This is a genomic window from Sediminibacillus sp. JSM 1682029, from assembly GCF_041366435.1.
GTDB lineage: Bacteria > Bacillota > Bacilli > Bacillales > Amphibacillaceae > Sediminibacillus > Sediminibacillus terrae.
This window is the reverse complement of the sequence record NZ_JBEWYY010000002.1, coordinates 66,339-88,805: the sequence shown is the minus strand read 5'-3', so window position 1 is coordinate 88,805 and position 22,467 is coordinate 66,339. Positions and strand designations below refer to the sequence as shown.

Annotated in this window: 25 protein-coding genes and 1 pseudogene; 23 read left to right on the top strand and 3 right to left on the bottom strand. The window is 43.5% G+C overall.

Annotated elements, in window-relative coordinates:
* Positions 1–4 precede the first annotated feature (4 nt).
* From ABVF09_RS04315 to ABVF09_RS04300, 4 genes are all read left to right on the top strand, one after another.
* Positions 5–259: a hypothetical protein gene (locus tag ABVF09_RS04315; RefSeq protein WP_026771195.1), complete on the top strand. Its 255-nt coding sequence runs from the start codon at positions 5–7 to the stop codon at positions 257–259.
* 82 nt (positions 260–341) lie between these two features.
* The gene (locus tag ABVF09_RS04310) at positions 342–575 is read left to right on the top strand and encodes a hypothetical protein (RefSeq protein ID WP_371068691.1); all 234 of its coding nucleotides are present in this window, start codon (positions 342–344) and stop codon (positions 573–575) included.
* A 181-nt stretch (positions 576–756) separates the two neighbouring features.
* Positions 757–1,188 (top strand): BrxA/BrxB family bacilliredoxin, encoded by a 432-nt coding sequence (locus ABVF09_RS04305; protein ID WP_026570015.1) that lies wholly within the window; start codon positions 757–759, stop codon positions 1,186–1,188.
* Positions 1,189–1,284: 96 nt separating this feature from the next.
* Positions 1,285–2,235, top strand: coding sequence for an aromatic acid exporter family protein (locus ABVF09_RS04300; protein ID WP_026570016.1), 951 nt, complete (start codon positions 1,285–1,287; stop codon positions 2,233–2,235).
* Positions 2,236–2,300: 65 nt separating this feature from the next.
* Here ABVF09_RS04300 and prli42 read toward each other — a convergent pair whose 3' ends face one another.
* On the bottom strand, positions 2,301–2,438 hold the full coding sequence (gene prli42, locus ABVF09_RS04295; RefSeq protein ID WP_152525507.1) for a stressosome-associated protein Prli42: 138 nt from the start codon (positions 2,436–2,438) through the stop codon (positions 2,301–2,303).
* Positions 2,439–2,765: 327 nt separating this feature from the next.
* Here prli42 and mce point away from each other — a divergent pair, with 327 nt between their 5' ends.
* From mce to ddlA, 8 genes are all read left to right on the top strand, one after another.
* Entirely contained in the window at positions 2,766–3,584 is an 819-nt protein-coding gene (gene mce, locus ABVF09_RS04290; protein ID WP_371068690.1) for a methylmalonyl-CoA epimerase, read from the top strand.
* Positions 3,585–5,132, top strand: a complete 1,548-nt coding sequence (locus ABVF09_RS04285) for an acyl-CoA carboxylase subunit beta (protein WP_371068689.1) — start codon at positions 3,585–3,587, stop codon at positions 5,130–5,132. It abuts the gene before it with no gap.
* 99 nt (positions 5,133–5,231) lie between these two features.
* Positions 5,232–6,359, top strand: coding sequence for a M20/M25/M40 family metallo-hydrolase (locus tag ABVF09_RS04280; protein ID WP_026570019.1), 1,128 nt, complete (start codon positions 5,232–5,234; stop codon positions 6,357–6,359).
* Between the two features lie 228 nt (positions 6,360–6,587).
* Positions 6,588–7,013 carry an OsmC family protein gene (locus ABVF09_RS04275; protein WP_026570020.1) on the top strand — a complete coding sequence of 142 codons (426 nt, stop codon included), beginning with the start codon at positions 6,588–6,590 and terminating at the stop codon, positions 7,011–7,013.
* Between the two features lie 187 nt (positions 7,014–7,200).
* The gene (locus ABVF09_RS04270; protein ID WP_371068688.1) at positions 7,201–7,647 is read left to right on the top strand and encodes an RrF2 family transcriptional regulator; all 447 of its coding nucleotides are present in this window, start codon (positions 7,201–7,203) and stop codon (positions 7,645–7,647) included.
* Positions 7,648–7,721: 74 nt separating this feature from the next.
* The gene (locus ABVF09_RS04265; protein WP_026771200.1) at positions 7,722–8,219 is read left to right on the top strand and encodes a Crp/Fnr family transcriptional regulator; all 498 of its coding nucleotides are present in this window, start codon (positions 7,722–7,724) and stop codon (positions 8,217–8,219) included.
* A 262-nt stretch (positions 8,220–8,481) separates the two neighbouring features.
* On the top strand, positions 8,482–9,522 hold the full coding sequence (locus tag ABVF09_RS04260) for a DUF2332 domain-containing protein (RefSeq protein WP_026570022.1): 1,041 nt from the start codon (positions 8,482–8,484) through the stop codon (positions 9,520–9,522).
* A 360-nt stretch (positions 9,523–9,882) separates the two neighbouring features.
* The gene (ddlA, locus tag ABVF09_RS04255) at positions 9,883–10,983 is read left to right on the top strand and encodes a D-alanine--D-alanine ligase (RefSeq protein WP_026771202.1); all 1,101 of its coding nucleotides are present in this window, start codon (positions 9,883–9,885) and stop codon (positions 10,981–10,983) included.
* Between the two features lie 56 nt (positions 10,984–11,039).
* On the opposite strand, the gene ABVF09_RS04250 is transcribed toward ddlA, so the two are convergent.
* The gene (locus tag ABVF09_RS04250; protein ID WP_371068687.1) at positions 11,040–11,555 is read right to left on the bottom strand and encodes a DinB family protein; all 516 of its coding nucleotides are present in this window, start codon (positions 11,553–11,555) and stop codon (positions 11,040–11,042) included.
* A 120-nt stretch (positions 11,556–11,675) separates the two neighbouring features.
* On the opposite strand from ABVF09_RS04250, the gene ABVF09_RS04245 reads away from it, so the two are divergent.
* Positions 11,676–12,527: an alpha/beta fold hydrolase gene (locus ABVF09_RS04245; protein WP_153462841.1), complete on the top strand. Its 852-nt coding sequence runs from the start codon at positions 11,676–11,678 to the stop codon at positions 12,525–12,527.
* 98 nt (positions 12,528–12,625) lie between these two features.
* The gene (gene coaA, locus ABVF09_RS04240; protein WP_035426696.1) at positions 12,626–13,567 is read left to right on the top strand and encodes a type I pantothenate kinase; all 942 of its coding nucleotides are present in this window, start codon (positions 12,626–12,628) and stop codon (positions 13,565–13,567) included.
* 261 nt (positions 13,568–13,828) lie between these two features.
* Here the strand turns inward: coaA and ABVF09_RS04235 are convergent, their stop codons facing one another.
* On the bottom strand, positions 13,829–13,978 hold the full coding sequence (locus ABVF09_RS04235) for a hypothetical protein (RefSeq protein ID WP_153462799.1): 150 nt from the start codon (positions 13,976–13,978) through the stop codon (positions 13,829–13,831).
* A gap of 57 nt (positions 13,979–14,035) precedes the next feature.
* On the opposite strand from ABVF09_RS04235, the pseudogene ABVF09_RS04230 reads away from it, so the two are divergent.
* From ABVF09_RS04230 to ABVF09_RS04190, 9 genes and pseudogenes are all read left to right on the top strand, one after another.
* Positions 14,036–14,434, top strand: a pseudogene (locus tag ABVF09_RS04230) (VOC family protein); the annotation flags it as partial.
* A gap of 502 nt (positions 14,435–14,936) precedes the next feature.
* Entirely contained in the window at positions 14,937–15,413 is a 477-nt protein-coding gene (locus ABVF09_RS04225; RefSeq protein WP_026570026.1) for a GNAT family N-acetyltransferase, read from the top strand.
* 416 nt (positions 15,414–15,829) lie between these two features.
* Entirely contained in the window at positions 15,830–17,788 is a 1,959-nt protein-coding gene (locus ABVF09_RS04220; protein ID WP_371068686.1) for an aconitate hydratase, read from the top strand.
* Between the two features lie 17 nt (positions 17,789–17,805).
* On the top strand, positions 17,806–17,979 hold the full coding sequence (locus tag ABVF09_RS04215; RefSeq protein WP_202616121.1) for a hypothetical protein: 174 nt from the start codon (positions 17,806–17,808) through the stop codon (positions 17,977–17,979).
* A 301-nt stretch (positions 17,980–18,280) separates the two neighbouring features.
* Positions 18,281–18,823 carry an RNA polymerase sigma factor gene (locus ABVF09_RS04210; RefSeq protein WP_268744584.1) on the top strand — a complete coding sequence of 181 codons (543 nt, stop codon included), beginning with the start codon at positions 18,281–18,283 and terminating at the stop codon, positions 18,821–18,823.
* Positions 18,810–19,844 carry an anti sigma factor C-terminal domain-containing protein gene (locus ABVF09_RS04205; protein WP_371068685.1) on the top strand — a complete coding sequence of 345 codons (1,035 nt, stop codon included), beginning with the start codon at positions 18,810–18,812 and terminating at the stop codon, positions 19,842–19,844. The genes ABVF09_RS04210 and ABVF09_RS04205 overlap by 14 nt, the downstream gene beginning before the upstream one ends.
* Before the next feature lie 110 nt (positions 19,845–19,954).
* The gene (locus ABVF09_RS04200; RefSeq protein ID WP_371068684.1) at positions 19,955–20,926 is read left to right on the top strand and encodes a glycerophosphodiester phosphodiesterase family protein; all 972 of its coding nucleotides are present in this window, start codon (positions 19,955–19,957) and stop codon (positions 20,924–20,926) included.
* Positions 20,927–21,002: 76 nt separating this feature from the next.
* Entirely contained in the window at positions 21,003–21,467 is a 465-nt protein-coding gene (locus ABVF09_RS04195; RefSeq protein WP_371068683.1) for a DinB family protein, read from the top strand.
* A gap of 174 nt (positions 21,468–21,641) precedes the next feature.
* Positions 21,642–22,460, top strand: coding sequence for a GNAT family N-acetyltransferase (locus tag ABVF09_RS04190; RefSeq protein ID WP_371068682.1), 819 nt, complete (start codon positions 21,642–21,644; stop codon positions 22,458–22,460).
* The last annotated feature ends 7 nt before the right edge of the window (positions 22,461–22,467 follow it).

Here is a 22,467-nt window from a genome sequence, read left to right as displayed (position 1 = left end):
CTGGATGAGAAAGACACTTATTGGCCTCGCTATCTTTGTGTCTGGCGCAATCGTTTATGGGTTCACTTTGATCGCTGCCTCGATCTATGCCCAAGTATTGGCCGATACGAGTTGGGACGGCCGTTATGGTATTTTCGGCACTGCTTTGAGAGAAATAGGAACGGCACCATTAACAGTTGCAATAATTCTAGGTATAACCGGAATATATTTTATGATTCTTTCTGTGAAAAATGATAAGCGAAGAGCAACGGGGGAATAAGAACTGAGACTATTAACAAACAAACCATTTTTTTAGCAGCTGTTGATTTAATAAAAGGGTAGAAAATCAAAGGAGAGAGAAAATGAACGTAGGACGGATTTTATACATATTGGGATTGATTTTTGCTGTTTACAGCATTGCAGTGCTGGTGATGTCCTTCTTCACTGGAGGAGGCAGCATCCTCATGGTTTTTGGTGTTTTGAACGGCTTTATCGCCATGGGTGTAGGGGACATGGTAATAGACATGAATAGAAGGAAAAAGAATACAGCGGGTGGGGATTTGAACGATAACCAAGACAAACATGAAAATGACTAAAGCACAGTGCAGTAACCCCGGAAAAGCGCACGGGACTGGCGGATCAGACACAGGTGCTGCGGGTGAATCTGAAAAGTAGCAGGAAACGGTGCAACTTTTGTCTGAACAGCCTGATTGAAACGCAAGCCTATTCTTGGTACTATGAATTTAGTAATATAAATTTTAAGGAGATGGATATAGAGTGGATTTCAATTTATTCATGGAAGATGTCGTCAATTCGGCGCGTAAAGATATAACAGAAGCAGGCTATGAAGAACTCACCACACCAGAAGAAGTCGACCAGGCTTTAAATCGAAAAGGAACAACGCTCGTTATGGTCAATTCTACGTGTGGGTGTGCTGGAGGTGTCGCACGTCCGGCCGCTGCCAATGCCATCCACTTTGATAAACGTCCGGAACACCTGGTTACCGTTTTTGCGGGACAAGATAAAGAAGCGACCGAAAGGGCCAGGAGTTATTTTGAAGGTTTTCCGCCATCTTCGCCTTCTTTCGCTTTTTTGAAGGACGGAAAAATCGTCACGATGGTTGAACGTCATGATATTGAAGGATTTGGCCCGGTAGACGTTGTAGAAAAACTTCAACATATTTTTGAGGAACATTGCGAAGAAATATAACGGAACCACAGAGAGATTTCATTACCTTGCCACGCCTGTGACAAGGTTTTTTTCTCCCTTCAACCCTGTTCAAATAGCTATTAAGGAGTACACAGCGTGAAAATTGGATATCGAACACTTAAAACAGCTACTGGCACACCGATAGCAATTTGGCTGGCTCAATTACTGCAGCTTCAAAACTTTGTTTCTGCAGGGATCATTGCTTTACTATGCATACAGCCGACACGTAAACGTTCGATGCTCACATCATGGCATCGTTTTGGTGCATGCTTGCTGGCAATGGTTTTTTCTTTTGCCGTTTTCGAGACAATCGGCTTTCATCCATTGGCCATTGGCATCTTGCTTGTTTTATTTATCCCAACAACCGTTTTATTGAAGTTGACCCCGGGAATTGTGACCAGCTCGGTAATTATCTTGCACTTATACAGCTCCGGCGAGATAACCTTTTCTTTATTAGTCAATGAGTTTTTTCTGATCGTCATAGGGATCGGGACAGCTCTGCTTTTGAATTTATATATGCCCAGCCTCGAAAACAACTTGGTTGATTTGCAGGAAAAAGTAGAGAATAATTTCCGCACCATTTTAAAAGAAATAGCCATATACCTGCGGGAAGGTCGAGAAACGTGGACAGGAAAGGAGTTGACCGAGACTGATGAATTGTTGGATAAAGCAGAACGACTGGTTGCCCGGGATATTGAAAACCATTTATTAAGAGATAAACACACCTTTTTTGATTATTTCATTATGCGGAAAAAACAGTTCGAATTACTTCGCCGGATGCTTCCGCTTGTCAGCCAAATGGACAGGCTGTATGAACAAAACTACCGAATGGCAGATTTTTTTGATGAACTAGCTGAAGCAGTGCATCCCGGCAACACTGCAAAGCTTCATTTGGAAACTCTGCGTGAATTGCGTAAAACGTTTGATAAGGATGACTTGCCAAAAACAAGAATCGAGTTCGAAACGAGGGCGAACTTGTTTCGCTTGCTATATGAAATCGAGCAATATCTGGTGTTGAAAAAGACCTTTAAGCCGAGCGATGTATGATTAGTTGCCAAAAGAAAAAGGCTGTCACTGTCCATTTGAAAAGATAATACAGTGCCAGCCTTTTTTTATATAAACATAGACAATCCCATTGTCACGGTTGACAATACCATGGCGATGATCATAATATAAATAACTAATTTTATCCGTCTTTCCCGTTTGGACGGTTTACGCTTCACTGTTTGTTCCGTATTGTTTTTAGCCATTGCATTTCCTCCTTCACCCCTGTAACTACTTGTATTTTACCGCGATTGTGCAAAATGGACAAGTCCCCTGGGAATTAAAAAAGCAAACAATTTCATATATAACAGAATGGAACGTAACATTATGTTAAACCGGCTGTCTACAAATTGCGGGGAGAGACAATGGAAAATCCGTACAGGGAGGAAGAAGCCTTTTCTGCAAATAAATGGGGATGGAAAAAATCGAACATTCTCCCAAGCCTCTTTTTGATCCATACACAATTCAAGCCATGGAGGCACTTTGAGCGGTAGGGGGAAAGGGAAAATCCTAGTATATAGGGGCTGATAAAAGTGAAACAAATTCGAGTGTTATTAGCAAAAGCAGGATCGGATGGAAACAACCAGCATGCTTTGGGAATAGCTCAGCTATGCATGGCCTTTCGTGATCATGGCATGGAAGTAATTTCTACAGGGCTAAGACAGTCGCCAGAACAAATAGCCCAGGCTGCCGTTCAGGAAGATGTCGACGTTGTCGGACTCTCTTCCTTGTCAGGCGAACATCGTTTACTGTTCCCCGAGGTGGTAGAGGCATTGCGGGCAAGAAATGCCGTCGAAATACCGGTTATCGGCGGAGGGATCATACCGGCTGAAGATATATCGTATCTTGAGGAAAAAGGGACTAAAAAAGTATTTACCAGCGATGCTACTGCGGACGCACTGGCGGCTTATATCAAGCGTCTTGTCGGTCCTGAGTACATGGCGCCCAAAAAAATCGCCCATATCGGAATTGCGGTTAGGTCAATAAATAAATCGCTCCCTTTTTACCATGATGTGCTTGGGCTGACAGTGGAGAAAATAGAGGATGTGGACACGGAACAGGTGAAAGTGGCTTTTTTGAAAATAGGGGAAACGCGATTGGAATTGCTCGAACCATTGGATGAACAATCATCCATTCATCGCTTTCTTGATAAAAAAGGAGAAGGGCTGCATCATCTTGCTTTTGAAGTGGATGATTTGGATGAGCGATTGTCTGTTTATCGACTGCAAGGCATACGATTACTGAACAAAACGCCGGTAGCAGGTGCTGATAACAGTCGTATCGCTTTTTTTCATCCCGATGCTTCCGGACGCGTGTTGATTGAATTATGTCAGCATGAGGAGGGAGGGTGAATGGATATTTTCGGAAAAATAAACGAACTCTATGATAAAAGAAGACAAGTAGAATTGGGCGGGGGAGATAAGCGAATAGAAAAGCAGCATGAGAAGGGGAAAATGACAGCTCGTGAAAGAATTCATCATCTGTTGGATGATGAATCGTTTGTCGAGTTGAATCCTTTTGTCGAGCACCGTGTGACTGACTTCGGAATGGCTGATAAAGGTAATCCGGGCGAAGGAGTCGTCACAGGTTATGGAGAAATCGATGGCAGGCCAATCTATTTATTCGCCCAGGATTTCACTGTGTATGGTGGTGCTCTGGGGGAAATGCATGCGAAAAAAATTGCAGCCGTGATGGATCTTGCCGCCAAGAACGGAACCCCTTTCGTCGGGTTGAGTGATTCCGGCGGCGCGCGGATTCAAGAAGGGGTAGCTTCACTGGACGGGTATGGTCAAGTGTTTTACCGCAATGTAATTTATTCCGGCGTGATTCCCCAAATATCTATTATCATGGGTCCCTGTGCCGGTGGCGCAGTATATTCTCCCGCGCTCACCGATTTTGTCATTATGGTCGAGGAGACATCGCACATGTTCATCACCGGTCCGAAAGTAATCGAAACAGTCACAGGTGAAAGTCTGAATGTGGACGGTTTAGGTGGTGCTTCCATACATAATCAAGTAAGCGGCAATGCTCATTTGAAGGCAGCGACAGAAGAGGAAGCATTGAATCAAGTCCGTCGACTTGTCGGTTATCTTCCCTCCAGCAATAAAGAAAAACCGCCTAAGCAAAGTTGCCAGGAAGGAGAGGATTACCGCCCGGATTTATTGGAAATAGTGCCGTTTGACACAATACGGCCCTATGATGTAAGAAAAGTCATCGAGCAGATTGTCGATTCTGAATCTTTTCTGGAAATCCATCCGCAATTCGCCAAAAATATTGTGGTCGGGTTTGCCAGGATGCATGGCGAGTCAATAGGACTGGTGTGCAACCAGCCCAAACATTTAGCCGGAAGCCTTGACATTGACAGTAGCGACAAGGCTGCACGCTTCATCCGCTTTTGTGACAGCTTTCAGATCCCATTGATTACTGTAGAAGATGTAAGCGGGTTTTTTCCTGGTGTCAAACAGGAGCATGGCGGGATTATCCGGCATGGGGCCAAAATATTATATGCTTATTCGGAGGCTACTGTTCCGAAGATCACGGTGATAACCAGGAAGGCTTATGGCGGAGCGTACGTGGCCCTGAATAGTAAATCGATTGGAGCGGACCTTGTTTTCGCTTGGCCGAATGCAGAAATAGCAGTAATGGGCCCGGAAGGTGCTGCCAATATCATATTTGCACGGGAAATCGCTGAGAGTGAAAATCCGGAAAAAACAAGACAAGAAAAAATCGCCGCCTATAGAGAAAAATTCGCCAACCCTTATATTGCGGCCGGTCTGGGGATGATCGATGATATCATAGATCCAAGGGAAACCAGGCTTGTACTGTTGAAGGGTCTGAAAATGCTGAAAAACAAACAAGAAGAACGACCGGTCAAAAAACATGGCAACATTCCTTTGTGAATGGTTACCGGATGAAAAAATTGACAGGGGTCCTCGATTTTCAGTAACGTAATAAGTAGACAGAGATGTCCTTTTAAACGACGAGGAGGTACATGAAACATGCCAGAAGTGAATCAGGAACGTATCGTAGAAGAATTCCTGGAACTTGTCCAGGTGAATTCGGAAACAGAGCATGAAGAAGAAATAGCAAAGGTTTTGAAAAAAAAATTCACAGAGCTAGGGCTGGAAGTAGTGGAAGATGACAGCAAAACGAAGACCGGACATGGTGCCAACAATTTGGTATGTACGCTGAAAGGTAACAAACCGGAAGTTGATACGATATACTTCACATCCCATATGGATACCGTCGTCCCCGGTAACAATATCAAACCTTCTTTAAAAGAAGGCTATGTCGTCTCCGATGGTACAACGATTTTGGGAGCTGATGACAAAGCCGGACTGGCAGCCATGCTGGAAGCAATCAAACTTCTCAAAGAAAATGAGATCAATCATGGTGACATCCAGTTTGTTATCACTGCTGGAGAGGAATCTGGCCTTGTCGGTGCAAAAGAACTGGATATTTCATTGGTGGACGCTTCCTATGGATATGCTGTAGACAGTAATGGAACTGTGGGAGATATTATCGTAGCTGCTCCCACCCAAGCTAAGATCAATGCAGTAGTAAAAGGGAAAACGGCACATGCAGGAGTGGCTCCGGAAAATGGCATTTCAGCAATCACTTTGGCAGCAAAGGCTATATCGAAAATGCCGCTTGGCAGAATCGACGAAGAGACGACTGCCAATATCGGACGATTCGAAGGTGGATCGAAAACCAATATCGTCTGTGATCATGTGGAAATATTGGCAGAGGCGCGTTCCCTTGTCCCGGAAAAGATGGAAGCCCAAGTCAAGAAGATGAAGCAGGCATTCGAAGAAACTGCCGAAGAATTTGGAGGCAGTGTCGATTTAGATATCAAAGTCATGTACCCTGGTTATAAACAGAAAGCTGGAGACCATGTGGTAGAAGTTGCACGCAGAGCTGCCAAGTCTATCGGACGTGACAGTCAGTTGCTTGAAAGTGGAGGCGGAAGCGACGCTAATGTGATAGCGGGTCACGGTATCCCTACTGTTAATTTAGCTGTTGGGTATGAAGATATCCACACAACAAATGAACGTATGCCGGTGGGCGAGCTGGTGAAAATAGCGGAACTGATTACAGCCATCGCAGGAGAGGCTGCAAAATCGTAAAGGCAAGGGTTGTCCCTCACATGGGGCAGCCCTTCCTAAGCACATAAGAAGAGTATTTCAATGATCAACTGCTCTGCTTTTGAACCAGCTCAGGGAGTCTGTTCTCTGATAGTGAACCGAGCTTGCCGGATGAAGGACGGAAGGCCATCGTCGGATCTTTCAAGTGAAACGTATATATAATTAAAATCAGATAATAGTAGTAAAACACTGTTCGAAAGGAGCTTGAGGATGAAAAACAGCATAAAATGGAATGATAAAATGTCATTTACCGGCTTTACGCCCTCCGGTCATCAGATACATATGGATGCATCCGAAGAAGTCGGAGGGGAAAATAGCGGGGCACGGCCAACTGAATTACTGTTAAATGCTATAGCCGGATGCACTTCAATTGATATTATTTCCATTTTGAAAAAAATGCGTCTGCACCCTGAGTCATTTGAAGTGGAAATTGATGGAGCACGAGCAGAAGAGCATCCCAAAAGGTTCACAGCCATTCATATTCACTACGTTTTGACAGGAGAACTTCCAGAAGAAAAAGTAGTAAGAGCCATTCAGTTGTCAAAGGACACCTATTGTTCCGTAGCGCACTCTGTAAATGCAGAAATCACCGTCAGTTATGCGATAAACGGGGTGGATGGTTCACAGGGAATTTAATAGATAAGCCGGAGGTCCTCAAGCGTCTAACGCTTGGGGCCTTGTCTGTCTGTAGGGGGAAGCCAATGTTTCCTCTGTTTTCTGGATTTCTTTCCAGGTAGAACAGTTGACACGATGAACTGAAATGAATATGATTACAGTTATACACCAAAGCAACTTATATCATGATCTTATAGGAGGCATCCTAGTGAACAGCGAATTTACGTTGGCCGTACACAGTTTAACTTATCTGGCATTGCATCCTGGCCGGATGGCTACAAGCAATGCAATTGCAGAAAGCACTGCTGTTCATCCCGTCAGGGTGCGGAAGGTATTGGGATTGCTTCGTAAACAAGGATACATTGCAGCGAAAGAAGGATGTGCAGGAGGTTTTATTTTGCAGGTGGATCCAGGGGAACTGGGCCTTCATGATATTTATAAAATCACTTCCAAAGGGACTTTGCTCCCTAAATGTTCATCCGCAAATCCTGACTGTGTGGTGGGAGCTAATATGAAGACTACATTGACCACGATTTTCGGGAATGCAGAAAAACAGTTAGAAACTTTCTTGGCTGGTTATAGTATAAAAGATGTAGCGCTGATGGTGAGACAACACCCGTCTAAACAAATCACAGAAATAGTAACCGGGTTTTAGTTTCTAACCGGAAAACCAGGCAATACGTATGCCTTAAATGTAATAGAAATAATTACAGTTAAAGGAGGCACAATATGCAATTAAAAAAACGCAAGTATTTAGAAAATAAATGGAAATACGATTATCAAACTTTATCAGTTTATGGTGAAATCGGAAGGACTGGGGAAAGTCAGTTAATCTATTCCTTTGAAAAGCCTGCAGATGCTGTGTTTTTTGTTACTTCCGGATTTGTACGTTTATTCAACAAGGAGACGTGCAGAACGAAAATTGTAGGGGCTGGAGAATTTTTCGGTGACCGCTCGGTGTTTTTTACAAAGCATATCTATGTAGAGGCTGTTACTCCTGTTGAATATGTGAGGATCGATGAGAAGGCATACAGCAGGTTGATGAGACATGAACCGAAGCTGGCCGTTGAACTGATAACCAATATTTCAAAGAATCAGCTTTATTTAACCGAAAAACAATCCTTGCTTTCGGAAACTAAAGAAATGTTTAGTCAGATGAAGAAAGGTTATAGCAAAGTCCATCGTTTGAAAAAGAATGACCATCAGCTCTGTTGTCATTGTTCCTAATTCGAAAAGTGACCGGAATAAGAAATACCGAACGGATTCAAAAGCTAATCGAATTCGTTCGGTTTATTTTGTCAGTAATCATTTATCCCAGTCCTTCTATCTGTCTTCTTATTTATGAGATGAATGATAATCGCTTTCGTGCAAATCCCTAACTCCGTTTTCCGTATCGGTGCACCTACCATTAGCTTCATTGGGAAGGAGAAAAATTTATTGGAACGAAGGTATACATACAGCAGCATTATCAGAAAAAGGATGGGGTAGAATGACAGTGGATTCTTTATCAGAACGCTTTCGATCGTTTTCCCTCAACGAATGCAGAGGTTCCAGCAGGTTGTATGAGTGCCTGGCAGAGGAAATTGCAAATGACGCCGAGGTGCTGGTTATGAGTGAGCATGCAAATCCTGGACAGCCAATACCAAACTTGTTGCTTGGTGCTGTACACTATCTTTTACAAGATAGTCAACATCCATTGAAACAGTTTTATCCTAGTCTGACTGCTAATCCCGCTATGCCGGAAAAGGCGTTTCCTTGGTTCAAGGACTTTTGTCGAATCCATGAAAAAGGAATAAAGCAGCTGATCACAAAAAAATTGGTGCAAACGAATGAAGTTAGACGCTGTGCCTATCTCTATCCAGTCTTTTGTCATATTTACCAGCAATCGGGCCGCCCGCTGTCTCTCATTGAACTTGGGTGCAGCGCGGGTTTGCAATTGTTGTGGGACAAATATGCTTACCGGTATGGAAATGGTTTGATGGTTGGTAATGCAAATGCCCGATTGGTGCTCAGTTCAGAAGTAAGGGGGGACAGGCTTCCGTTGTTGCGAAAGAGTCCACCAGTTGCAGAAAGGATAGGGATCGACTTACATATCAGTAATCTTGATGATCCGGTCGATTATGCATGGCTGAAGGCATTGATTTGGCCAGAACATCAAACCAGAAGAACCGCATTTGAACGTGCCGCTTATCAGTATGAGAACGAAGCGGCCCATCTGGAACTGATCGAAGGGAATGGTGTGGAGCTGCTGGAACACGTTGCGGCTGGGATATCGTATGAATCCACTATTTGTGTTTTTCATACCCATGTCGCAAATCAAATCCCTGCTGAAGAAAAACGGAAGCTGTTGAATAGGATCAAGCATATCAGTGAGAAACGGGAAATTTTCCATATATACAATAATATGTATGACCGGCTGCTTCACCTAGACCGGCATTCAGCCGGAAAAGAGACTCATGGAACAGTGGGAAGCACAGATGGGCATGGCAGCTGGTTCGAATGGCGGCTGGGTCAACAGGAGAAGCATTGAAATGGATACGGCTTCTTAATCATCGGAAACCGGAAGCAGATTATATAAACAGATATACAGCCCTGGATGTCCCTCGTTGGTTACAAAACAAGACCTGACTGAACCTCTGATGAAAATCGCAGCATCAGTGACCTGTTGAATGCGAATCCTGCCGTCAGGTATCTTGTCTTTGCCTTGATAAGGATAGGAAGAGAAGGTGTTAAGTAGTGGACTCGGCTTAATCTTATTCGAGCAGGTTTTTGAAAAACAGAAAGGGAATATGGGCTGAAAAGCGTAAAGCAAATGAAAAAAATGAGACCAAGTCCGGTTTGATTTGATATGATATAGAAGAAAACTATTTGTATGCAATAGGAGGCAGCCATGGAGAAAAAAACAAGGGTAGGTTTGATTTTTGGCGGTAAATCTGCGGAGCATGAGGTTTCCTTGCAATCGGCCAAAAACATTGTTGATGCGATAGATAAAGAGAAGTATGAAGTAACATTGATCGGAATTGACAAAGAAGGCAAATGGCATTTAAATAATCAGTCACACTTTCTCATGAATGAGGAAAATCCGAAATTGATCGAGTTGAACAAATCCAACCAGCATATTGCTATCATCCCAGGAGAAGATGAGCAGCAAATGATGAATTTAAAAGAGACTGTCAAGCTGGAGCAGCTTGACGTAATTTTTCCGATCCTGCATGGAACGCTAGGCGAAGATGGCAGTATTCAGGGCATGATGCGTCTGGCGAATCTGCCGTATGTCGGATCAAATGTGCTGGGTTCGGCGGTATGTATGGACAAAGATATAACGAAAAAATTATTGCAGCAGGCAGGTATCGAAGTAGCAAAGTCCGTCACGTTGAAAAAGCATCAAAAAGAAACAGTATCTTTTGCCGATGTAAAAGAACAGTTGGGGCTGCCTGTCTTTATAAAACCTGCCAGCCAGGGGTCTTCTGTAGGCGTTAGCAAGGTGAACGATGAAGCAGCTTTCCGAAAAGCAATCGAGACGGCTTTCGGTTATGATCATAAAGTATTGATTGAAGAAAGCGTGGAGGGCCGCGAAGTGGAATGTGCCGTCTTGGGAAATGAGGAACCAAAGGCTTCATTGCCAGGTGAAATTCTTCCGCAAGGAGACTTTTATTCCTATGAAACAAAATATATTGATGAAAACGGAGCAGTCTTAGAGATTCCAGCGCAGTTGTCCAAAGAAGAGGTACAAACCATTCAAGATACGTCCAACAAAGCATTCCGCGTGCTTGAATGTGAAGGGCTGGCAAGGGTGGACTTTTTCCTGAAAGCGGATGGCACGCTTGTGCTGAATGAGGTAAACACATTGCCGGGTTTTACGAAAATCAGTATGTACCCTCAGCTTTGGGGAGTGAGCGGATTATCCTATCCTGATTTGATTGATCAGTTGATTCAGTTGGCCCTCGCCAGACACGAAAGGGATAAGGTGTTGAAAAATACGGTAGAATAAAAGAATGTCCTGCCCCGATTTCGCCAGTAACCGAACTTGCGAAATCGGGGCGTTTTTTATATCTGCTTGCAGTCTGTCTTGGAAAGCTGTTGCCTGATATCCATCACTCTTTGTATATGCATTCCTTCATGGAAAATGGTACGGACTAATACCTGTTCAATCGTATGCATTCCCATTTCTGTCGCTGGGAACGTTTCGTCCATTCGTTCACCATACCGTTCTTTTATATCCCCGGGTTGCCTCGTGAGCAATCTTTTTATCGTCTCTAGACTGGGTGTTTCCGCGGTGAAATCTGCCGGTGAACTACCGAAGCCAAACCAGCTATGATATTCAGGAGGGACGTTCTGCTTTTCTTTTGTTAAAGTTTCCAGCCACAAAAATTGATCAAGGTAAACATGGCCGAGATTCCAACGTATGTTATTGTTGAATCCCGGAGGAACAAAGTCTGCCTCTTCTTCAGTAACAGGAAGAACAGCGTCCAGAAGTTCCGTACGGTATGTTTCCATTTGGCGGAACAATATTCGATGACGAGTTTCCATTCCTACTTCCCTCATTTCATTCGTATTTTCCATAACTAATTCGCTTTTCAGCTGGATATTCCTTCCCGTTTGATCGGATGGATGTCACCAAAAGGTTATTTCTGGTAGAATTGTGAAAGGGGTTACACCATTGGGGCGAAAAGGGGAGTGTTCATCTTGGAATGGGAAAGAAATTTAGTAACAACAGAAAGAGGGAGTTTCGAGTTCTTCATCAAAGGGCAAGGGAAACCAATCTGTATCACTCACCTTTATTCAGCATTTAATGAAAGCGGCGACAACTTTGCCGACACCTTTACAAGCAATAACATGGTTTATTTGATCAATCTCCGGGAGACAGGATCCTCAGCGAGGGCAGAGCAATTTCATCAGCTCAGCATGCTGGAAACCGTAATGGATTTGGAAGCAATCAGACAATCGCTCGGCTTAAAAACTTGGTACTTTGCCGGTCATTCGACAGGAGGAATGTTGGGACTGGTGTATGGCATTTATTTTCCGGACAGCTTGGCTGGATTGATCGTTGTCGGAACTGCCGCAAGAGATTATACCGTCTCGTCTTCCTCTATTTATCATCCTGATCATCCCGATTTCCACCGAATGCAAGAATTGCTTGAATTGTTGAAGAAATCGAACCTCGGGGCTGTTCAGAGAGAAGCATTGACAAAGGAAAGGACGAAACTGTCCCTCTATAATCCGGAAGAATATGAACAACTTTTTTCCAGACAAATAAAGAAAGCATTGTCCAAGGAGAGAATCGAGTTTTTCAGCCGTGAACTGGCTATCTTTGATTTAACAAGCAAGCTTCCTGGCTGTCAGCCGAATCTTTTGATTCTTTGCGGTAAATATGATGTCCAGTGCCCATGGGAGTTTTCAAAGGAAATAAATGAACTTGTTCCCGGTTCCCGTTTCATCACCTACGATAAAAGTAATCATTACCCGTTTCTGGAACAAAAACAAGCTTTTTTACGAGATATACATCACTTCTTGGAAGGGAAACCTCCTTATTAGCACACCAATGCGAAAAAATAAAGCACGTCTCTTCTCAAATGACAGGTGACATAGTATGATGTAGAAGTATGTCAATTAACTAGCAGAGGTAGATATTCATGGTTTCTGAAAAAATTTCCCCTTATATTTCTTTTACAAGGGAAGAGTGGGCAAAACTCCGTTTCAATACACCGATGACACTCACGAAGGCAGAAATAAAGGAACTACAGGGGATCAATGAACGATTATCAGTGGAAGAAGTAGAAAAAATTTATTTGCCGTTGACCCGGTTGCTGAATTTATACATCAACGCATCCCAGCAGCTTCATTCTGTGACAGATCAGTTTTTTGGACAAGCTACACGTAAGGTTCCGTATATCATAGGGGTTGCCGGCAGTGTTGCCGTAGGAAAAAGTACTACATCAAGAATCCTTCAGTCCCTTTTATCCAGGCTGCCAGAGCATCCGAAGGTGCAAATCGTCACGACTGACGGTTTTTTGTTCCCCAATGCCACCTTGGAAAAGGAAGGCTTAATGGACAAAAAAGGCTTTCCGGAAAGCTATGACATCAAAAAGCTCATCCACTTTTTGAGCGATTTGAAATCTGGCAAGGAAAAAGTGCGGGCCCCCGTATATTCCCATTTCACATATGATATCGTACCGGATGAATATGTCGAAGTGGATGGTGCAGATATTGTGATCATTGAAGGCATCAATGTTCTGCAGACACCGGTGACAAATGAGATGCTATCCAGGTTATACGTATCTGATTTTTTTGATATGTCATTATTTGTGGATGCAGATGAAGTGGATATCAAACGATGGTACATAGAGCGATTCAAGATTTTAAAAGAGTCAGCCTTTAAAGATCCAAATGCTTATTTTAATCGATATGCGAATCTCAGCGATGCAGAAGCCGAACAAGTCGCTGTTGATATTTGGAACCGGATAAACAAGAAAAATCTGGAACTGAATATATCCCCCACCAAGTACCGGTCGACCATCATATTCAAAAAAGGGAAAGACCACCTAACGGAAAAGATCAGCTTAAGAAAAGTCTAACAAAACGGAATGCTCTTGGAGGGCATTCCGAGGACCTTTTAATGAAAAATATCAGTCATTGTCTGGAGCCTTGCCATATTTTATGGGAAGGGTTTTTTTTCGTTATGGAATTAGTAAAAGGAACGTCCGTGGATTTTAAAGCGGCCCAGTAAAGTACATCCGGTCAATGCTCTTTTTCTTCTTCGTTATGGACATATAAATCGGGGGCATCAAGTTGGTCCACTGAATAAAAGAAGGAAATTTGCTAGTTTTGTAGTATTCCTATTTTATCGGGTTTTCTGTGTCCATCAGCAGCTGGAGTAACTTTATCCAATTTATGCAAAGCGACTCTACAAGTAGTATCTGTACAGGGGTTTGTCTGAATTCCTGCCATAATGAGTGGAGACCGATAATCAGTTTGGCGGTTCTCATGATTGAGTCCTCCTGTTTTTCAAAAGTTTATCAAAATGGTGCAAAGGGGTGTTGGATATGAGCGAAAAATTAATCAGGGTAGGCACAACTTATTTACCGGTAACAGATGTGAACAGAGCTTCTGACTGGTATGTTACCAAGCTGGATGCTGCCTTGTCCTACCGGGATGATGAAAAAGCGATCATCAACTTTGCCGGCCAAAGCTTTTTTCTAGTAAAAGCAGAGAAGGACCAAACGGCAAATTTCCGGAACTGCATGGGGAAGGATCATTTTTCTGTCACGTTTGAGGTGGACGGACAGGAGGCACTTCATGCTGCTAGATCAGAGCTGGATGGGAAAGGGGTGAAGGTCGGGCCGATTGAAGATAGAGGGCATCCAGGTGAAAATTTTATTTTTTATGATATAGACGGCAATATATTCGACGTATGGAGCGAATTAAGCCCCAGTTATAAACAGTTGCACGGCATGCGCCGAACAAGACGTGTTTTGGATAACGAAGGGATGGATTTCGATCACTGGTTGGAAAACTACCTTGAGGCTTGGAGAAAATTTTCATTGGACGATTTAAAACGGTATATTGCAAACGATTATCAAGCGCGGGAGTCAAGGGATTCCGAGATTGTCGATTTTGGTTACCAACAATCCCTTGAAGGCTGGGAGCAGGCATTTACACAATTAGAAGGCTCGGCTGAATGGTTGTTGTCTGTCCATGATAGAATAACAACCGGTGAAAATGAAGCAATTGCTATTATTTCCGCTACACTGGAAATCGAAGGAAAACCTCTTGATACTGCAAATTTGTTTTTTGATGTTTTTAAAAGAAGCAATAAACATGGTGAATGGAAAATGGTTAGAAGTTATATAGAAGCTGGAATTCCTTGTGACCAACTCCGGTTTTCTGGAGCGCTAAACGAAATGATTGCACTCGAACAAGGTAGAGGATGAAAGTGGGGAAGAAATGGAATATGTAAAAATAGACCAATTAGATAAACAACGAATAACTGCCTTTTTTAACGAACACTGGGGCAGTACGGAAATGGTCGTCACGAGTGGAAGGTACCATTGCGATAGACTTCCTGGGTTTGCGGCAATTGCTGATGGTGGAAAAATTGGCGGGATGATCACCTATTCAATAGCTGGGAAAACTTGTGAAATAATCTCGTTGGACAGCTTGCTGGAGGAACGGGGTATCGGCACAACTCTTGTAAAGATGGTGGAAGATATGGCCAAAAAAACAAAATGTACTAGTGTAAAATTGGTTACCAGCAATGATAATATCCATGCTATTGGATTTTATCAGCGTAGAGGTTATCGTATAACCACGATCCACCGGAATGCCATCGATCGAGCCAGACAGGTGAAACCTCAAATCCCTTTTGTGGCAGAAAATGGGATACCCATCCGGGATGAGCTGCTATTGATAAAACAACTGTAATAAGGGAAAATGAATTTACATAACATGAATATCGGAAATAGATATAATTCACAAAACAGCTGAACGGGGACCCATTCAGCTGTTTTGTTTTTGTATAGGAAAATGGCTGAAACAGCCACATCCAGCTCCAGCGTCTACCCCCTCGAGGTCTTAAACCCATCCTCTGTGTGGCAGATAGCGCCACGCCGAGGCTGTTCTTAAGCTTGTCGGAGGCCTTAAACGATGTGGGTCATGCAGACGTTGCCACAGGACGTGGCGGCTTTAGCCTGTACTCCTTTAAACAGATGCTTGCGCTTTTGTCCATCCAGTTACAATTTGGTTATGAAAGATAATTCGTACTTTACCGCCTCCTGGAAGCATAGTTTTTTGCATTAGAAACAAAATGATACTAGCAAGTAATTTGAGGAGGTTGGTTTATGCCTTTGAATGTCACACAAAAACTGATCAAGGACCATTTGATGTCCGGTGAAATGATAGCGGGTACCGAAATCGGGCTCCGTATCGATCAGACGCTGACGCAGGATGCCACTGGTACAATGGTGATGCTCGAGTTGGAAGCTATGGGACTTGATTATGCAAAAACGGAGGCTTCCGCTCAATATGTCGATCACAATCTTATTCAGGTAGACAGTAAAAATCCTGATGATCATTTGTTTTTGCAAAGTGCTACAAGACGTTTCGGGTTATATTACAGTCGTCCCGGTAATGGTGTCAGCCATCCGGTGCATATGCAGCGATTGGCCAAACCGGGTAAAACGTTGCTTGGTTCGGACAGCCACACTTGTGCAAATGGTTGTATGGGAATGCTCGCAATGGGGGCGGGCGGCATCGATGTGGCAATGGCGATTGCCGGTGAGCCGTTTTATGTGAAAATGCCGAAAGTATGGGGAGTGAAACTGACCGGCGAGTTACCGGAATGGGTGAGCGCCAAGGATGTTATTTTTGAATTGCTGAAACGCCATGATGTAAAAGGGGGCGTAGGCAAAGTCATTGAATACCACGGGGAAGGCTTGAAAAGCTTGAGTGCCATGGACCGTCATGTGATCGCGAATATGGGAGCGGAACTGGGGGCGACCGGCACTGTCTTTCCGTCAGACGGAGAAATAAAGCGGTTTTTGAAAGAACAGGATCGCGAAAAAGACTGGGTAGAAATAAAAGCGGATCGCGGAGCAGCTTATGACGTGGAGGAAGAAATCAATCTCTCTGAACTAGAGCCGTTAATAGCCAAACCATCCAGCCCCGGCAACGTAGTGCCAGTCAGGGAAATCGCCGGCGAACCCATTTATCAGTCATATGTCGGATCTTCTGCAAATCCGGGTTATCGGGACTTTGCCATCGCTGCAGAAATTGTGAAAGGGAAACAGGTTGCAGACGGTATTTCTTTTGATATCAACCCTACTTCTAGACAAATGCTTACAGACTTAGTCAATGAAGGGCATATTGCAAATCTATTACAGTCCGGAGCCCGTCTCCATCAGGCAGGGTGTAACGGCTGTATCGGTATGGGACAAGCTCCGGCTACCGGAAGAAACAGTCTCCGGACTACACCCCGGAACTTTCCTGGGCGTTCCGGGACCAAAGAGGACAGTGTGTTTCTTTGCAGTCCGGAAACGGCAGCTGCATCAGCGTTAACAGGAGTTATCACGGACCCCAGGACATTGAACGTGGATTATCCGAAAATAAAAGATCCAAGAAAACCTACTATTGATATGAATTTGTTGGATTCCCCGCTAGATCCAGAGCAAGCAAGGCAGGTGGAACTTTATAAAGGACCGAATATCGCATCCATCCCTGAGATGGATGAATTGCCGGATCAGCTTGAGCTTCCGGTCCTGTTGAAGATGGGGGACAATATTTCAACAGATGAAATTTTGGCAGGAGGTGCTCGTGTACTGCCTTTCAGGAGCAATCTCCCGGAAATAAGCAAATTCACCTTTGAGATAGTGGATGAATCCTACTATGAAAGGAGCATGGCAGTCAGGGGACAGGGAGGACATGCGATCATCGGCGGATTTAACTATGGACAAGGTTCGAGCCGGGAGCATGCAGCCCTCGCTCCGAGATTTCTCGGTATGCGGGTAGCCTTAGTGAAGGATTTTGCGAGGATTCATTGGCAAAACCTGGTCAATTTCGGAATTTTGCCCTTGACCTTCAGAGACGAGGATGACTATTCGAAATTGAAGCAAGGCGATGTGCTGGAACTTACGGACTTGCGAAACAAGATTCAACAAGGTAACGAATTCAACATTTCGATAAAAGGAAAAAATAAATCCATTGCTGTCCAGCATGCATTGTCCGGCCGGCAGGTTGAGATGATGCTCAAAGGCGGATTAATCAATTGGGTAAGAGAACGACAGAACGCTGCCAAATCATGAGAAAGGAGAGAAAAATAGTGGATAGAAGGAATGTTTGTAAAGCTTGTGAAGGCACTGGGATGCTGTCCGATGACGAGGAATGGCAATACACCTGTACGGTATGCGGAGGAGACGGGGAATTTTTTCCTGGTGATCGAGCAGAACCAGCCAGACCGATTAATGTAGATGAAAATAACCGACTTTTGGATTAGTTTGCAGAAGCTGGCGTCACAATATTTATGCAAGTCACAGCCGAGTTGGAATTTTTAGGGGTTCGAACTCGGTATTTTTATTTGATGGATACATCCCCTTATGCAACCAGGCATTTCGTTTACCGGAGATACGCTTCTTCTTACTTGGTAAACGCAAGAAAGGCAAGGGAGTTTTTCCAGCTGTCTAGCCGTTCTATTAAAAAAGGGACAATATATCCAGTATATTATAGTAGAATGAGAACGGAGATTTCCGTTCTTTTTTAAATTTATGTAACAAATACAAAAGAATTTCGTTTTTATAGTGGAGGGGGGAGCGGAATTGAAAAAATATTTGTTTGCAGAGCTTTTCGAGAAATACCGCCTGCCGCTCTTCCGCTATTTGATGCAAATGAGCAGAAACCGGGAAACTGCAGAAGAACTGCTGCAGGAAACCTTTTATCGGGCAATGATTTCCTTGAAGGTGAAAAACATGGTCCAAGCTAAGGCATGGTTATTTAAAGTGGCTCGGAATCTCTACATAGACCAGGCGAGAAAATCGGAATCAGAGAACAAAATGATTGAAAAGTTAAAAAAGGACTACCAGCCGTCCAGTAAATTAGGGAATCCACAACAACAACTGGAGAGCAAGAATCGTCAGGAGGAACTGGAACACATTTTAGCGAAGCTGCCAGAACGGATGCAGACGATCATTTATTTACGGGAAATTCAGGGCTTCTCCTATAAAGAGCTTGCCACAGCTATGGACCTTTCGGATAGCCAGGTGAAGACTACCTTACACCGGGCCCGACAAAAATTTCAGCAGTATGAGCAGGAGAGAAGGGAGTTAGAGAATGAAAAAAGATGAGGTATTATCGGAGTGGGATGAATCGCAAACCAAGTTGGAGGATCGGAAACAAGCGAAAAAATTGATATGGCGTACCAGGTTTTCCATTGGCTTCACAGTGATTAGGACACTTTTACTGCTTTTATTGGCATATGTATTGTATGTGTTCACGCTTGAAGTTTTTTACAGTATGTCAGGAAAACAGGCTGCATTTGACAGGATGGCAACAACGTTGGTTGAGACGAGAACACCAGGTATAACCATAGAAAAACTAGGAATTGCCCGAGATGCTGCCATCACCCCTTTCCTCACGCAGCAATCTACCTATAGCGTTTACCGGCAGGTTGGGGATTGGAAAGTTTCCGCAGGTGAAGTAACTGTCAAAAAGCGGTTGTTTGGAAAGGTACAGTACCACTTGGATGAACAAAAAAAATATCTTGATGATGAATTCACCGACAATTTCCCCGTCTCTCCTGATTTGCTTGGGAAGACATCTGACGCTAAAGAGCAATCGGGTTTCAGTCTGACCGAGCAATTAGCGAATGTGGAGGACGGTTTTGTAGCACAGGTAAAAGTAGGAGTCAAAAACGGAATGACTCCAGAAAAACTCCGACAGCTTCTTACCAAATATGATTTGGAAATCAATCAAATGGCTGTTTATAGTGGAGAAATAACCAATTATGACGTTTCTTATTCCCAAGCTGGCCAGTTTACCTTCATCTCTCCTCTGATTTTACGGCCAGCACATGAGTATGATGAGGAGAACAGACTGAGTTCCTGGCGATTCTCCTTGACGGATAAACAGTCTTTGGCAGAAGCTGAAAAGCAATTGGTTCAGGACTTGGATTGGCTGACCGGACACGGAAGCTACTATGGGAGAGAAGTTGATCAGAAACGGATGGAATATTTGGAAGAAAACGGGATTCAGGTAATCGGCGCTGTGGTGACAGGTCCGGTCCGGGAAATGGAGAAACTGGAACAAGAGGAACAGCTTTATCAATTTCAATTGGGCGGTATTGAAGTATGGAATTGGAGCAAATAGTTGGAAAGGAATGCTAGAACTTTGCTGCTTCACAAGGAGTAACCAGTGACTGTTCTTTCTTCTCGATCATGTTTTTGGAGACGGTTTTCTATATCATCGGAGGGATAAAAGTGAAGGTTAACAAACCAACGAAAATAATAGGAATGGCCATTTTTTTATTGACGATATTTATCTTTTTGAATAATAGTTCGTTTTTAACGAAAAACCGGACCGCTCAGCCTTTTATTCTCGCTCACCGGGGTTTGGCACAGACGTTTTCGATGGAAAATTTAACAGGGGAGACTTGTACGGCGAGGCGTATTTATCAACCAGAGCATGCTTATCTTGAGAACACGATTCCATCTATGAAAGCTGCATTCGATTTTGGGGCGGATATGGTCGAAATAGATATACGTCCCACAAAGGACGGGCAATTCGCTGTTTTTCATGATTGGACACTGGATTGCCGGACGAATGTGAGCGGAGAGCCTTCCGAATATACGATGGAAGAGTTGAAAAAAATCGATATTGGTTATGGTTATACTGCTGATAATGGCCTAAGCTTTCCATTCCGTGGAAAAGGGATTGGAATGATGCCCTCTTTAACAGAAGTTTTGGCCACCTTTCCTGACCATTCATTTTTAATACATATAAAAAGCAATGATCGTGCTGAAGGGGAACAATTGGCTGATTTTCTTGGAAGTATAGACGATAATCAAAGACATAAACTGACGGTTTACGGAGGTAATGAACCTATCGCAAGAATAAAGGAAATACTTCCAGATCAGCGGGTGATGTCGATGGCGACGTTGAAAAATTGTCTGGTTCCTTATATTGCCGGCGGTTGGACAGGCATGGTTCCTGATGCTTGCAAGCATACCCAACTGCATATCCCCGAAAAATATGCGAAATGGCTGTGGGGCTGGCCGGATAAATTTTTGAACAGGATGGACAAAGTCGATACCAGGGTTATTCTCGTAGCAGGAAATGGCAAATGGTCAGAGGGCTTTGACTCCAAAGCAGATATTAATAGATTGCCGGAAAATTATTCTGGAGGAGTGTGGACGAATCGTATTGACAACATAAGTGAGCCATTTAAATAAAACGAAGTCATTTAGCAGGAAAATAGTAAACTTAAATGGAAATTGTCCTTTATCAGACGTTAAAAGGAGAGGGAAGATGCACATAAAAACACTTTTAACAGACCAATTTAATGCCTGCTACGGGAAGGACACATGGTTTGTTTCCATTAAAACTGCAATAAATGGGGTGAACACGGAAGAGGCTTTATGGAAAAACAAGGAGACAATGCATTCCATTTGGGAAATAGTCAATCATTTAATCTATTATAATGATCTGTATTTGAAAAAATTCAAAGGAGAATCAGGAGGAGAAGCAGTTTTGGATAACGATGCAACATTCACTGTAAGCATCAAGCCTGGATGGGAAGAAACCACTCATGTATTGGATCAATTGATGGCAGAATGGATTGAAAACATCGAAGCAAGCTCGGATGCACATATGGAAAAATGGGTAACCGAGCTGAACTTTTTGGCGTTGCATCATACGTACCATGTAGGACAGATAGTAAATATACGCAAATCCATCGGTACTTGGGACTCTGCAAGCGGTGTCCTAGGTTAATGATTGATGCTTTAAGAAGGAGGAGGATTGATGAAAAAGTGCCCGGCGATACGGCATTTCAATTCATAGAAAGAAGAGGTATAGCACTTTCCAGGTGAGCTTCAAGAACACCAATTCGGTATGAACATTTGAATAGAGCATGCATGGACGAAAGGAAAGGAGGATAGAACGAACATGATAATGACAAAAGAGCTTGCCGACAGAATTGAGCAAGCAGAAATTTCGTGTCTACATTCCAGATTGTCAGCAATCAAAAGAATAGAAGGAAATCCGATGGAGATTGAGTTGAAATGCTTTGGCCATGCAACTTGTTTTTCGGCGGCCGGCATTCCTGGTCCGTCTTTTAATACAGTGAAGGGGCTGGAGGATAGCGATGTTAGGCTACTTGACCAAATAATCGAATTTTATGAACAGCGGGGTATTCCCGTACGTTGGGAACTAACACCTGCACATGTGTCCCGGCAATTGCTGACTCCTTTAAGTGAAAAGGGATACTATCATTCGGATTTCCATACTTCCCTCTATGTGTCTGTTTCTTCGGTGGTAACGGATGAAAAGGAAGATGGAGACGTGGTCGTACGTCGACTGAAAAGTGATGAATTTGATATCTTCGCCTCCATATATGCCGATTCGTTTGATATGCCAGAGGCTCTAAAACCTGCTATTAAAGCAAATAATCAAGTATTAGAGATAGATAGTAATTGGTTGTTCTATCTGGCAACTGTTGATGAGAAACCTGCCGGCATTGCTGTATTGTACATCGAAGAAGCTATCGCTGTTCTTGCTGCAGCAGCAACCCTCCCGGAATTCAGGCGAAAAGGAATCCATAAAGCCATGATAAATAAACGCGCCATTGCAGCAAAATCAAGAAACTGCCGGCTTCTTGTCGGACAAGCGGGTTTTGGAAGTGCAAGCATGCGCAATATGGAAAGGGCCGGAATGAAAGTCGCATTTACGAAAGCAATTTGGAGCCTTCGAAAACAGACACTGTAAAAGTGGG